Origin of the sequence: Phenylobacterium sp. (assembly GCF_024508875.1) — a bacterium.
Lineage (GTDB): Bacteria > Pseudomonadota > Alphaproteobacteria > Caulobacterales > Caulobacteraceae > Phenylobacterium.
This window is the reverse complement of record NZ_JANINU010000019.1, coordinates 162-13,186: the sequence shown is the minus strand read 5'-3', so window position 1 is coordinate 13,186 and position 13,025 is coordinate 162. Positions and strand designations below refer to the sequence as shown.

The following is a 13,025-nucleotide window of genomic DNA, read 5'->3' as shown; positions in this document are numbered from 1 at the left end:
CCGCGGGCGCGCGAGATCATGCGCACGGTCCTGCTGAAGGACCCCGAGGTGATGAAGCGCGTGCAGACCGTCGTGCCGATGCCGCCGGCGCCGGAAGAGCCTCCGCCGGCCGACGGCACGGTCGCCGACGGCCAGATCCACGCCACGCGTCCGGGCCCAGGAGCCAAAGCATGACCGTCTCCGCCCTGACCCGCCCCGGCGAACGCGACCGCCTGATCGTCAAGTTGTCCGAGATCGACTGGGTGTTCGTGCTGGTGCTCAGCCTGATCGCCGGCGCGGGCGGGCTGATGCTGTTCTCTATCGCCGGCTCGTCCTGGACGCCCTGGGCGGCTGCGCACGTGATCCGCTTCGCCATGTGCCTGGTGCTGATGATCGCCTTGGCGATGATCGACGTGCGGGTGTGGTTCGCGCTGGCCTATCCGGTCTACTTCATGGGCCTGCTGCTGCTGGTGGCCGTGGAGGCCGTCGGCGACACCCGCCTGGGCGCGCAGCGCTGGCTGGCCTTCGGCGGGTTCAGCTTCCAGCCGTCGGAAGTGATGAAGCTGGGGATCGTGCTGGGCCTGGCGCGCCTCTACCACGGCGTCTCGGCCGAGCGGGCGCGGCTGTCGTGGTGGCTGCTGATCCCGGCCGCGATGATCGCCGCGCCAGTGCTGCTGGTGGCGCACCAGCCGGACCTCGGCACCGCGATGCTGATCCTGATGACCGGGGCGGCGGTGGTGGTGCTGGCGGGGCTGTCGTGGAAGATCATCGCCGCGGGCCTGATCGGCTTCCTGGCCGTTGTGCCGCCGTTCGTGATGTTCGTGATGCACGACTACCAGCGCGAGCGGGTGCTGAACTTCCTCCATCCCGAGCGCGACCCCTCCGGCACCGGCTATCACAGCCTGCAGTCGATGATCGCCCTCGGCTCGGGCGGCCTGCTCGGCAAGGGCTACGGCCTGGGCTCGCAGAGCCAGCTCAACTTCCTGCCGGAGAAACAGACCGACTTCATCTTCGCCACGCTGGCCGAGGAGTTCGGCTTCGTGGGCTGCGTGTCGGTGCTGGTGCTCTACGCCGCTGCGATCTTCATGGCGCTGCGCACGTCATACCTCAGCCACAGCCACTTCGGCCGCCTGGCGGCGGCGGGCGTGACGGCGACGTTCACCCTCTACGTCATGATCAACGGCGCCATGGTGATGGGCTTGGCCCCGGTCGTCGGCGTGCCCATGCCCATGCTGAGCTACGGCGGCACCGTGATGCTGACGGTGATGATCGGCTTCGGCCTGGTCCAGTCGGTGCGCGTGCATCGCTACGCCGAGGTCACCAGCGGCAAGGGCAGCTTCGTCTAGAACGGCTCGAAGCAGTCGTAGTTGTGCTGGCGGCGGATCCTGTCGCCCTGAAACTCGAAGAAGACGCCGAAGCGCGCCTTCATGGCGTCGCCCGGCTTGAGCGAGCGCAGCGGCACGGCGAGGACGCCGCGCCAGAGGACTTCGCAGGCCACGCGGTCGCCGTCTTCGACCAAGTTGACGATCTCGTAGGTCTCGGCGGTCATCACATGGCGGCCGCGCTCGTTGGCCTCGCGCAACTCGGTCATCGTGCGCCGGGCGCCCGAGGGCACCAGGGCGTTCGGGAACTCCTCCTGCACCGCGTCCTCGGTGAAGAAGGCGAGGGAGTCGCGCCGCTCCTCTATGGCCTTGAGGTAGGCGCGGACGATGTCGGCGCGGCTCATCGGGTGCGGGGGCTCAGAGCTTCAGCGCCTGGTCCGTGGCCCGGACCAGGGCATCGACGATGCCGGGCTCGGTGGAGGCGTGGCCGGCGTCCCAGACTACCTCGAACCGGGCAGTGGGCCAGGCGGTCTTCAGCCGCCAGGCGCTCTCCATCGGCGTGACGACGTCGAAGCGGCCCTGCACGATCCAGCCCGGGATGTCCTTGAGGACGTGGGCGTTCTTGATGATCCAGTCGTGCTCGGGGAAGAAGCCGCCGTTGACGAAGAAGTGGCATTCGATGCGGGCGAAGGCGATCGCGAAGTCGATCTCGTTGAACTTCGACGGCCGCGCCTCGGGGCCACGGATCGAGATGGTGTCGCCTTCCCACTGGCTCCAGGCGGCGGCGGCCTCGGCCTGCACGCGGCGCTCGGGGTGCGTAAGCCGCTTGTGGTAGGCGGCCATCATGTCGCCGCGCTCCTCGACCGGGATCGGCGCGCAGAAGCGGGCCCAGGCGTCGGGGAACATGATCGAGGCGCCGTCCTGATAGAACCAGCGCAGCTCGCGTTCGGTCAGCAGGAAGATGCCGCGCAGCACCAGGCCCGACACGCGCTCGGGATGCTTGATGGCGTAGGCGAGGGCGAGGGTGGAGCCCCACGAGCCGCCGAACACGCACCACGTCTCGACGCCGAGGTGTTCGCGCAGGCGCTCGATGTCCTCGATCAGCGACCAGGTGGTGTTGTCGTCCAGGCTGGCGTTCGGGCGGCTCTTGCCGCAGCCGCGCTGGTCGAAGAGGGCCATGCGCCACTTCGCCGGGTCGAAGAAGCGCCGCATGGTCGGGTTGATCGCCCCGCCCGGGCCGCCGTGCAGGATCACGCACGGCTTGCCCTTCGGATTGCCGCACTCCTCGTAGAAGATCTCGTGCGGCCCGCCCGTGGACAGCCAGCCGCTGGCGAACGGTTCGCTCTCGGGGAAGAGTCCCCGGCGGTGATCTGACGTGGAGACGGCCGGGGCCGGGGTATTTCTTTCCATAAGCCCTTCTACTTCGGGAAGCGCCTGTCCAGCCAGTCCAGCATGAGGCGATCCACGTCCTTCGGCTTCTCCTGCTGTGTCCAGTGGCCCGAACCCTTGACCATGTGCGTCTCCAGGTCGCCGATGAAGTGCGGCATGGGCTCGGCCATCTCGGGCGTGAGCACGGCGTCGAGTTCGGCGGTGATCATCAGGCAGGGGATGCCGTCGATCCGCTGGGGCAACGTCTCGGCCCGCTGCCAGTTGCGGGTGAAATTGCGATACCAGCTCACCGGGCCGAAGAAACCGCCGTCCCGGAAGGCGTCGGCGAAGACCGCGAGTTCCTCCGGGGTGAGCAGCTGGTCGCCGCCCGTCCTGCCGTCCCACTGCCGCAGCAGGTCGCGGAAGGCGAAGGTGGAGCCCGAGCCGTTGGTCGCCGGCGCAGCCGCCGCAGCCAGGGCCGCCGGCTTGCGCATGAAGAAGCGCATGGTCTTGGCGGTGTCCTCGCCCAGCACGGCCTCGGGCTCCTCGGGGTTCTGGAACCAGACGATGTACATGTCCGGTCCGAAGCGGTTGCGCATGATAACGATGGGATCGGCGGGCGCCCGGGGCAGGAAGGGCGTGTTGAGGCCGATGACCCCGGCGACGCGGGTCGGATGCAGCAGCGGCATCTGCCAGACGACGATGCCGCCCCAGTCGTGGCCGACGAAGATCGCCTTCTCGACACCCAGGTGGTCGAGCAGCGCCACCATGTCGCCGGTCAGGTGGTCGATGTCGTAATCGGCGACGTTGGCCGGCTTTGACGACAGGCCGTAGCCACGCTGGTCGGGGGCGATCACCCAGCGGCCGGCATCGGCCAGCGCCTTGATCTGGTGGCGCCAGGAGAAGGCCAGTTCGGGGAAGCCGTGGCACAGCACGATGGGCACGCCCGTCCGCGGGCCGGCCTCGTAGTATGCGATCTCGACGCCGTTCACCGCAGCGCGCTTCACCGGCGGCATCATGGTCTCAAGCGCCGACATTTCGTCCTCCCGTGTGGTTGGCGGCGAACTTGGCCGCAATTCGGGTTTCCCTCCAACCCTCTTCGCAAGTAGGGCATGGGCGCCGTGACGTCCGCCAACGCCTCCCCCGCATCGCCGCCCGCGCCCACGCCGTGGGGACTCGTGGTCCTCCTGGGATCCCTGACGGCGATGGGGCCGCTGGCGATCGACATGTACCTGCCCAGCCTGCCGGCGATCGGGGCCGCGCTGAAGGCCGACGCGGGACAGACGCAGGCGACTGTGGCCGCGTTCCTCGCGGGCATGGCGGCGGGGCAGCTCGTCTACGGTCCCGCCTCCGATCGCGTCGGGCGGCGCGGCCCCATCCTGTTCGGATGCGCGGTGTTCGTCCTGGCGTCCATCGGCTGCGCCCTGGCGCAGAATGTCGACCAACTGCTGGTGGGACGGTTCGTGCAGGCGCTGGGGGCGTGCGCGGGCGGCGTTGTCGTACGCGCCGTGGTCCGCGATCAGTTCAGCCACACCGACACCGCCCGCATCCTCAGCCTGATGATGCTCATCATGGGGCTGGCGCCGATCCTGGCGCCCATGCTTGGCGGCGTGTTGCTGGGCCTCGGCGACTGGTCATGGAACTTCTGGTTCATGGCCGCCGTGGGCCTGGCGATCGGCGTGGCGGCCTTCCTGCGCCTGAAGGAGTCCCGCTCCGAGGCCACCGCCATCCAGGCCGGCCGGGAGAACCCCTTCCAGTCCTATCTCGCCGTCCTGCGCGAGCGACGCCTCGTCGGCTACGCGCTATGCGGGGCGCTGAACGGGGCGACCCTCTTCACCTACATCGCCTCGTCGCCCGAGGTGCTGATGGGGACGTACCACGTGCCGGTGGCCGTCTTCCCGTTCCTGTTCGCGACCAACGCGGTGGCCGTGATCGGTTCGAGCCAGCTCAACCGCCTGGCGCTGCGGCGGGCCACGACCGACGAGGTGCTGTCGCGCGCCAGCGCCGTCTCGCTGGTGGTCGGGGTGATGCTGGCGCTGGCCGCCGTCACGGGCGTGGGCGGACTGTGGACCGTGGGGCCGCTGCTGTTCCTGCTGCTGGGCAGCTACGGATTCATGGCGGGTAATACGACGGCAGGGGCGCTCAGCGTGGATCCGCTGCGCTCCGGCGCGACGTCGGCGCTGATCGGGGCAGCCTCGTTCGCGGCCGGCGCCTTGGCGTCGAGCCTCGCCGGCGTGTTCCACGACGGAACCGCGCGGCCCATGGCGCTGGTGATGTTGGCCGCCCTGGTCGGCTCGGCCGTATCGCTGCGCACGCTGGCGCTGCCGCGCGGCGTTCAGGGCTGAGAATCGACACCGCGCGCGGCCCAGGCCAGCACGCCCCAGCCGACCAGGAACAGCGTGCCGCCGATCGGCGTGATCGCGCCGAACCAGCGCGGCGCGCCCAGGGCCATGGCGTAAAGCGACCCCGAGAAGATCACCGTCCCGCCCAGGAAGAACGCCGGGGCGAACCGCGCCCGCTTCGCGCCGATGTTCATGAACGTCGCGCAGGCGAACGTCGCCATGGTGTGCATGAAGCCATAGGTCGAGCCGAGCCGCAGCCACTCCTGCGCCTTGGGGTCGTGCACGCCGTGCGCGGCGAAGGCGCCGACGGCCACGGCCGCAAAGCCGCCCAAGGCCGCCAGGGTCATCCAGTTGCGCCGGGTCCAGAAGGTCATGCCTGCTCCGCTCGTCGTGCCTCTGGGCTTTTGCCGGGGAAGACGACGCGGGGGAAGGGGGGCCTCAGCCCCAGATCGCCGGACGGCGATCCTTCCAGGGCGCTTCCTTCTCCAGTTGGCCGGCTAGGCGGTAGAGCGTCGCCTCGTCGGCGAAGCGTCCGGTGAACATCATGCCGATCGGCAGGCCGCTCTCGGACTGCCAGAGGGGCAGGGACAGCGAGGGCTGGCCCGTGAAGTTGGCCGGCGGCGTGTTGGCGTAGGTGGCCGCCTGCCGGCGGTCGAACTCCTTCAGATCGTCGCTTAGCGGATCCAGCCAGTCGCAGCGCGGGGCCGGGGTCGACATCACCGGCGTGAGGTAGACGTCGAAGTTGTCGAAAGCGGCGAGCATCTGCCGGTTCATCAGGCGCAACTGCTGGAAGCCCCAGAACGCCTGCTGGCCCGTGACCCGCTGGCCGGCCTCGTAGGCGCGGCGGGCGAGGGGGCCCAGCTCGTCGTCCCCGGGCTCGCGGCCCAGGACGTCGATCCAGCGCTTGATGTTGGCCGAGAAGTTGGAGGCGCTGGCCAGGCCCTGGGCGCGGTAGAGCAGGCGGTAGTCGATGCCGAGGCCCTGCTCGAATACTTCGTGGCCCAGGCCTTTCAGCAGTTCGGCGGTGCGCTCCAGCGCCTGGCGCATCTCGTCGGGGATCGGACGGCCGCTCGGGGTTTCGGCCGACCAGGCGATACGCAGGCGGCCGGGGCTCTTCTCGATCTCGGCCAGGTAAGGGCCGTCCTTGGCGGGCGCCTGGAAGGGATCGCCGGGCTGGGCGTAGCCGGTGGCGTCCAGCATGGCGGCGCTGTCGCGGACCGTGCGGCTGACCACGTGGTGCACCGAAAAGCCGAGGGCGCCGTCCGAGACCTCGCAGATGGGCGTGCGGTCGCGGGTGATCTTCATCCCCACCAGCCCGCAACAGGCGGCGGGGATGCGGATCGAGCCCAGGCCGTCGCTGGCGTGGGCGAGGGGGACGATGCCTGCCGCCGTGGCCGAGGCCGCGCCGCCGGACGAGCCGCCCGAGATGTGGTCGGGGTTCCAGGGATTGCGGCAGAAGCCGAGGCGCTCGGAATTGGTGACGCCGGGGATCCCGAACTCGGGTGTGTTGCTCTTGCCCAGCATCACCACGCCGGCCGCGCGGTAGCGCTTCACGAGTTCGCTGTCCTCGGCGTCGGCGGCGACCTGGGCGAAGTTGCTGCCCGATGTGCGGGGCCAGCCCTTCACCTGAGCGCCGAGATCCTTGATGAGGAACGGCACGCCCTTGAACGGCCCGTCGGGCAGGTCGCCGGCGGCCCATTTCCGGGCGTCGTCGTAGCCCTTGTAGACGACCGCGTTCAGGGTCGGGTTGTGCTTCTCCACCCGCGCGATGGCCGCCTCGACCAGTTCGGCGGGCGTCACCTGCTTCTTCGCCACCAGTTCGGCGAGGCCCAGGCCGTCGTATTCGGAATAGTCGTCCATCAGCGGGCTCCGGCAGAGAGGAAGGCGAGCTTTTCGACTGGCGACAGGTCGCGGACCTGGCGCTTCAACGCCGCGAACGCGCCTTCGGCGGCGTCGAGGGTGGCGGCGATGTCCGCCTCGGTCATGGCGGCGCAAAGGAACATGTTGTGCCAGGGGTGCACATAGACGCCGCGCGACAGCATCTCGGACGACCAGCAGAAGCCTTTGCGCAGGTCCGGGTCGTCGTCGAACAGGAACAGCGGCATGACGCCGGGGCCGGTCTGGCGGAAGCCGAAGCCGGCCGCCTTCGCGCGATCGTCGAGGCCTTTTCGGAGCGTCTCGCTCAGTGCCGTCATGCGCTCGAGGTAGTCGGTGTCGCGGACGAGGCGCAGGGTCTCCAGCGCCGCGGCCATGGTCGCGCCCTGGAACCAGAACGAGCCGGTTACATAGATCGAGGCGGCCGCGGCGCGGGCCTTGTCGTTCCCCAGCATGACCGAGAGGGCATGGCCGTTGGCCACGCACTTGCCCCAGGTCGACAGGTCGGGCTGCACGCCGATCCGGCTCCAGGAACAGTCGCGCGACAGGCGGAAGCCCGCGCGCACTTCGTCGACGATCAGCAGGGCGCCGGTCCTGTCGGCCAGTTCGCGGGCCCGGCGCGCATAGGCCGGATCGGGCTCGGCCTGGTCGATGAAGGCGTCGTGCTTGAAGGGGGCCGCGAAGATGGCGGCCAGGTCGTCGCCCGCCTCAGCCACGGCGGCCTCCAGGCTGCCGACGTCGTTGTAGTCGCAGAACACCTGGAACGCCCGGTCGCTCTCTATCACGCCCGCTGGCCTTGGCGTGCACCAGGGGATGGCGCCGTGATAGGCGCCCTTGGCCCGAATCACGATGCGCCGCTTGGTGTGCGCGCGGGCCGTCGTGAGCGCCATGGTGGTGGCGTCCGTCCCGTTCTTGCAGAAGATCGCCCAGTCGGCGTGGCTCACCATGCGGGTCAGCGCCTCGGCCAGCTCGACCATCAGGCCGGTGGGGCCGGTCAGCGTGTCGCCCTTCTCGAGTTGGCGCACGAAGGCGGCGTCGATCTCGGGGTGGGCGTAGCCGAACAGGTTGGGCCCGTAGGCGCACATGTAGTCGAGGTAGCGGTTGCCGTCGGCGTCCCAGAGGTGGGCGCCTTCGCCGCGCTCGAAGAACTGGGGATAGTCGTCGGGCAGCAGGCCCACCGACTGGTGGCCGTACATCCCGCCCGGGATCACGGCGGCGGCGCGCTCCCGCAGTTCGCGGTCACGGCTGTTGGCCGGGCTCATGACCCACCTCCCTTATCGTTGTTCAGGAAGACATTACGCGGCTGGCGCCGGCTGTCGACCGGTCAGGCGCCGACTCCGTATAAGCGGGCTGCATGTCGCTGCCCGTCCGTCTCGGCCTGTTCTACTCGGCGATCTTCGTCGGGACCGGCGCGGCGTCGCCCTACATGCCGGTGTGGTTCGCCCACCACGGGCTGTCTGGCGCGCAGATCGGGCTGATCCTGTCGCTGCCGATGCTGGCGCGGGCGTTCACGGCGCCGCTGCTGGCGGTCTGGGCCGACAGCTTCAAGCTGCGCCGCACGGCGCTCAGCTTCATGAGCATCGGCGTGGCGCTCGCCTACGCGCTGATGGCGCTGCCGCTGGGTTTCGCAGGCTGGGCGGTGGTTTGGTTCGCCGCCTCGTCGGCGTTCTCGACCATATCGCCGCTCACCGATGTGATCGTGCTGAACCGCGCCCGGCACGACGGCTTCAACTACGGTTGGCCGCGGGGCATCGGCTCGGTGGCGTTCATCATCGCAAACGTCACCATGGGCGCCGTCCTGGCCTGGGGCTCGCCCGACCTCGTGCTGGTGTGGATCACCGCGTCGGTCTCGGTGACCGCTCTGGCCGCGCGTTTCCTGCTGCCGCCTGACCCGGTGCACGAGGCGGGTTACGTGGCGAAGGCGTCGGACCGGTTCGCCGGCCTGGGCGGCTTGATCCGCGACCCGGACTTCATGACCGCCGCCCTGGCCGCAGGCCTGATCCAGTCGGCGCACGCCTTCTACTATGGCTTCTCGACCCTGGTCTGGAAGCAGCAGGGCGTGCCCGAAAGCATGACGGGCATCCTGTGGGGCGTCGGCGTGGCGGCCGAGGTGCTGTTCATGTGGTTCATGGAGCCGTGGCGGCGGCGGGTGGGGCCGCGCAACCTGCTGGTCCTGGGGGGCGTCGCGGCGATGGTGCGCTGGACGGCGCTGGCCTTCGCCCCGCCGCTCTGGCTGATCTTCCCGCTGCAACTGCTGCACGTCTTCACCTATGCGGCGACGTTCCTGGCCTCGCTCCAGCTTATCGAGCGGCTGTCGACGCCGCAGAACGCCTCGGCGGCCCAGGCCCTGAACTCCGCGCTGTCGGCCGGCGCCCTGATGGGCGTCGCGACCATGGCCTCCGGGCCGCTGTTCGACCGCTTCGGCGCGCAGGGGTATTTCCTGATGGCGGCGATGTGCGTCGCGGGCCTGATCGGCGCTTTCCGGCTGTACGGCGTGCGCAAGCTGGATCCGGTCTGAGGAGGAGACGCCCATGACCCTTTGCCTGTTCGGCTGCGTCTGCGGCCAGTTCCACAGCCCCGGCGCCGGCATGGGCATGGACGCCGAGCGCGTCAGCGTGCCGATCCCGTTCTACGTGCTGGAGCATCCGGACGGCGTCGCACTGTTCGACACCGGCCTTCCGGCGGCCATGTGCGACCGGGAAGAGAGCTACCTCAAGGCGCTGCAGACCCAGGACCTGGACGTCAGCCTCACGCCAGAGGAGACGCTGACGGCGCACCTGCATCGGCTGGACATCGACCCGGCCAAGGTGCGGTGGGCGGTGGTCTCGCACCTGCACTTCGATCATGCCGGGGGCCTGCGTGAGCTGCCCAACGCAACGGTGGTGATCCAGCGGCGGGAGTGGGAGGCCGGGTTCGACCGGGAGACCGCGAACCACTACGGGCTGCGCAAGCGCTACTTCGACCTGGGCCAGCCGGTGACCCTGGTGGACGGCGAGCACGACCTGTTCGGCGACGGCTCGGCGATGTGCCTGCCCAGCTACGGCCATACGCCGGGCCACCAGTCGCTGAGGGTGCGAAGCGAGCAGGGCGACCACATCCTGGTCGGCGACGCCTGCTACCATTGCGGCGTGGTCGAGAGCCGCCGGTTCCCCGAGTACTCGGACGCGGCGGCGATGAACCGCGCACTCGACGGACTGCTGGCGCTGCGGGAGCCGGAAACCGTGATGGTGTTCGGCCACGACCCCGACCAGTGGGGCGCAAGGCCGGTCCTGCCGGGCGCTCGGGGCTGACGTAGCGGCGGCTGACGTGGCGACACGGTTGCGGCGCGCGGCCGCCTGACCAAGATGCCTCCCAACGGAGGAAACCCATGCGCGCGCTCAGCATCACCGCCCCCTGGGGCCCGGACGCCATCCAGGTGGTGGAGGCCCCAGATCCCACGCCCGGCCACGGCCAGGTGCTGGTGCGGATGAAGGCCTGCTCCCTTAACTACCGCGACTTCCTGATGATCCACGGGATGTACGGCCGCGCGGCGGCCACCGCGAACGACGTCATCACGCCCTTCTCGGACGGCTGCGGCTACGTCGAGGCGATCGGGCCGGGCGTCACGCGCTTCAAGGTCGGTGACCGCGTCTCGACGCTGTTCTTCCAGAACTGGGTGTCGGGACCGCCGAACCTGGAGAAGCTGATGAGCGCGCTGGGCTTCCCCATTCCGGGAGCCGGGGCGGAGCTGCAGGTGTTCAGCCAGGAGGGCCTGTCGAAGGTTCCAGACTACCTGACCGACCACGAGGTCGCGACACTGCCGTGCGCGGCGCTGACGGCGTGGCGCGGCCTCTTCGTCGACGCGCGGCTGGAGCCGGGCGACACCGTCGTGCTGCAGGGCACCGGCGGGGTCTCGATCTTCGGCCTGCAGTTCGCCAAGGCGGCGGGCTACCGCACCCTTATTACCTCCTCGTCCGACGCCAAGCTGGAGCGGGCCAAGGCGCTCGGGGCCGACCATGTGGTGAACTACAAGGCGACCCCGGAATGGTCGACGGCGGTGCGCCAGGTGACGGCCGGCAAGGGCGCGGACTTCATCATGGAGGTCGGCGGCGGCGGCACGATCCAGGAGAGCATGAAGGCCATCAAGATCGGCGGCCACATCGCCATCATCGGCATCGTCGCCGGCGCGGGCGAGCCGTTCAACCCGGCCGCCCTGATCGGCAATTCGGCCAAGCTGCAGGGCCTGTCGGTGGGCTCGCGCGACATGTTCGAGGCCATGTGCCGGGCGATGGAGCTGCGGAAGATCAAGCCGGTCGTGGACAAGGTCGTGCCGTGGACGGAGGCGAAGTCCGCCATCGCCTCGATGGGGGCCGGCGAGCACTTCGGGAAGATCGTGCTGGAGTTCTAGATTTCTGGTCGTCATGGCCGGGCTTGTCCCGGCCATCCAGAAACACCGAGCCCCGCCGCGGAACGCCAAGTGGCGCCGCGTCGTCAAGCTCGCCAGCGCCTGCGCGTCTGGATTCCCGGGACAAGCCCGGGGATGACGAGCGGGTGGAAAGGGCGTGGGGCCTAAATCACCGGGTCGAAGCCGGCTTCCAGTCGGTCGAAGATGGCCTGGGCGGCTTCCTCGGCGTTCATGGCCGTGGTGTCGATGCGGACTTCCGGGTTTTCCGGGGCCTCGTACGGGCTGTCGATGCCGGTGAAGTTCTTGAGCTGGCCCGATCGCGCCTTGGCGTAGAGGCCCTTCACGTCCCGCTTCTCGGCCTCGGCCAGCGGCGTGTCGACGAACACCTCGACGAACTCGCCTTCGCCCAGCAGCTCGCGGGCGAGCCGGCGCTCGGCCCGGAAGGGCGAGATGAAGCTGACCAGCACGATCAGCCCGGCGTCGACCATCAGCTTGGAGACCTCGGCGACGCGGCGGATGTTCTCCACCCGGTCCTCGTCGGTGAACCCCAGGTCGCGGTTCAGGCCGTGGCGGACGTTGTCGCCGTCCAGCAGGTAGGTGTGGCGGCCCTCGGCGGCGAGGCGCTTCTCCAGCAGGTTGGCGATGGTCGACTTGCCCGAGCCCGAGAGCCCGGTGAACCAGACGACGCGCGCCTTCTGCCCCTTGGCCGCCGCGCGGGCAGCCTTGGAGATGTCGGTCGCCTGCCAGTGGATGTTCTGGCTGCGACGCAGGGCGAAGTGGAGCATGCCCGCGCCGACCGTGCGGTTGGACAGGCGGTCGATCAGGATGAAGCCGCCCAGGTCCTTGTTGTCGGCATAGGCGTCGAAGGCGATGGGCGCCGAGAGCGAGAGGTTGCAGACCCCAATCTCGTTCAGCTCAAGCCGCGTGGCCGCCAGCTTCTCCAGCGTGTTGACGTTGACCTTGTGCTTGGGCTCGGCGACCTGGGCCGACACCGTGCGCGTGCCCAGCTTCAGCAGGTAAGGGCGGCCGGGCAGCAGGGGCTCGTCGTCGAACCAGACAATGGTGCTTTCGAACTGGTCGGCCACTTCGGGCGGTTGGCCGGCGATCGACAGCACGTCGCCGCGGCTGATGTCGATCTCGTCCTTGAGGGTGATGGTCACCGACTGGCCGGCCACGGCTTCGGGCAGATCGCCGCGGAAGGCGACGATACGGTCGACCGTGCTCTCGCGGCCGGACGGCAGAGCCTTCACCTTGTCACCCGGGCGGATCACACCCGAGGCGACCAGGCCGGAGAAGCCGCGGAAGTCGAGGTTGGGACGGTTCACCCACTGCACCGGCATGCGGAACGGCTTGGCCTGCAGGTCGTCCTCGATGGGCGCGTCCTCCAGCCAGCGCATCAGCGGCGGGCCGGAGTACCAGGGCGTGTGGGCCGAGTTCTCGGTGATGTTGTCGCCCTTCAGCGCCGACATCGGGATGGCCGTGAAGGCCTTGATGCCGATCTGGGCGGCGAAGTCGTGGTACTCGGCGAGGATGGTGTCGAACACCTCCTGGCTCCAGCCGACCAGGTCCATCTTGTTGATGGCAAGAACCACGTGGCGGATGCCCAGCAGGCTGACCAGGTAGCTGTGGCGCCGCGTCTGGGTCAGCACGCCCTTGCGGGCATCGATCAGGATGATGGCCGCGTCCGCCGTCGAGGCGCCCGTGACCATGTTGCGCGTGTACTGCTCATGGCCGGGCGTGTCGGCGACGATGAAC

Annotated in this window: 12 protein-coding genes; 5 read left to right on the top strand and 7 right to left on the bottom strand. The window is 69.4% G+C overall.

The genetic code is table 11. The features are described from left to right. Window positions 1-170: 170 nt before the first annotated feature. Window positions 171-1,325, top strand: a complete 1,155-nt coding sequence (rodA, locus tag Q0L11_RS02465; protein WP_296595264.1) for a rod shape-determining protein RodA — start codon at window positions 171-173, stop codon at window positions 1,323-1,325. Here the strand turns inward: rodA and Q0L11_RS02460 are convergent. From Q0L11_RS02460 to Q0L11_RS02450, 3 genes are read right to left on the bottom strand one after another with little or no spacing between them, the layout of a single operon-like run. Continuing rightward, window positions 1,322-1,705 (bottom strand): nuclear transport factor 2 family protein, encoded by a 384-nt coding sequence (locus Q0L11_RS02460; RefSeq protein WP_296595263.1) that lies wholly within the window; start codon window positions 1,703-1,705, stop codon window positions 1,322-1,324. The two genes, rodA and Q0L11_RS02460, sit on opposite strands and share 4 nt — an antisense overlap. A 13-nt stretch (window positions 1,706-1,718) precedes the next feature. Beyond that, window positions 1,719-2,711, bottom strand: a complete 993-nt coding sequence (pip, locus tag Q0L11_RS02455; protein ID WP_296595262.1) for a prolyl aminopeptidase — start codon at window positions 2,709-2,711, stop codon at window positions 1,719-1,721. Between the two features lie 8 nt (window positions 2,712-2,719). Further along, window positions 2,720-3,706, bottom strand: coding sequence for an alpha/beta hydrolase (locus Q0L11_RS02450; protein WP_296595261.1), 987 nt, complete (start codon window positions 3,704-3,706; stop codon window positions 2,720-2,722). A gap of 75 nt (window positions 3,707-3,781) precedes the next feature. On the opposite strand from Q0L11_RS02450, the gene Q0L11_RS02445 reads away from it, so the two are divergent. Further along, window positions 3,782-5,014 carry a multidrug effflux MFS transporter gene (locus Q0L11_RS02445; RefSeq protein ID WP_296595260.1) on the top strand — a complete coding sequence of 411 codons (1,233 nt, stop codon included), beginning with the start codon at window positions 3,782-3,784 and terminating at the stop codon, window positions 5,012-5,014. On the opposite strand, the gene Q0L11_RS02440 is transcribed toward Q0L11_RS02445, so the two are convergent. The 3 genes from Q0L11_RS02440 to Q0L11_RS02430 all read right to left on the bottom strand — a co-directional run bounded on the left by Q0L11_RS02440 (window position 5,005) and on the right by Q0L11_RS02430 (window position 8,148). Then, window positions 5,005-5,385, bottom strand: coding sequence for a DUF423 domain-containing protein (locus Q0L11_RS02440; protein WP_296595259.1), 381 nt, complete (start codon window positions 5,383-5,385; stop codon window positions 5,005-5,007). The two genes, Q0L11_RS02445 and Q0L11_RS02440, sit on opposite strands and share 10 nt — an antisense overlap. 64 nt (window positions 5,386-5,449) lie before the next feature. After that, window positions 5,450-6,871 carry an amidase gene (locus Q0L11_RS02435; RefSeq protein ID WP_296595258.1) on the bottom strand — a complete coding sequence of 474 codons (1,422 nt, stop codon included), beginning with the start codon at window positions 6,869-6,871 and terminating at the stop codon, window positions 5,450-5,452. Continuing rightward, the gene (locus Q0L11_RS02430; protein ID WP_296595257.1) at window positions 6,871-8,148 is read right to left on the bottom strand and encodes an aminotransferase class III-fold pyridoxal phosphate-dependent enzyme; all 1,278 of its coding nucleotides are present in this window, start codon (window positions 8,146-8,148) and stop codon (window positions 6,871-6,873) included. The genes Q0L11_RS02435 and Q0L11_RS02430 overlap by 1 nt, the downstream gene beginning before the upstream one ends. Window positions 8,149-8,240: 92 nt before the next feature. Between Q0L11_RS02430 and Q0L11_RS02425 the strand changes: the two genes are divergently transcribed. The 3 genes from Q0L11_RS02425 to Q0L11_RS02415 all read left to right on the top strand — a co-directional run bounded on the left by Q0L11_RS02425 (window position 8,241) and on the right by Q0L11_RS02415 (window position 11,273). Next, window positions 8,241-9,404: an MFS transporter gene (locus tag Q0L11_RS02425; RefSeq protein ID WP_296595256.1), complete on the top strand. Its 1,164-nt coding sequence runs from the start codon at window positions 8,241-8,243 to the stop codon at window positions 9,402-9,404. Between the two features lie 13 nt (window positions 9,405-9,417). Beyond that, entirely contained in the window at window positions 9,418-10,176 is a 759-nt protein-coding gene (locus Q0L11_RS02420; protein WP_296595255.1) for an N-acyl homoserine lactonase family protein, read from the top strand. 77 nt (window positions 10,177-10,253) lie between these two features. After that, a complete protein-coding gene (locus Q0L11_RS02415; protein ID WP_296595254.1) occupies window positions 10,254-11,273 on the top strand; it encodes an NAD(P)-dependent alcohol dehydrogenase in 1,020 nt (339 codons plus the stop codon). A 161-nt stretch (window positions 11,274-11,434) separates the two neighbouring features. Here the strand turns inward: Q0L11_RS02415 and cysC are convergent. Continuing rightward, a partial coding sequence (gene cysC / locus Q0L11_RS02410) for an adenylyl-sulfate kinase (protein WP_296595253.1) occupies window positions 11,435-13,025 on the bottom strand: 1,591 nt, incomplete at its 5' end.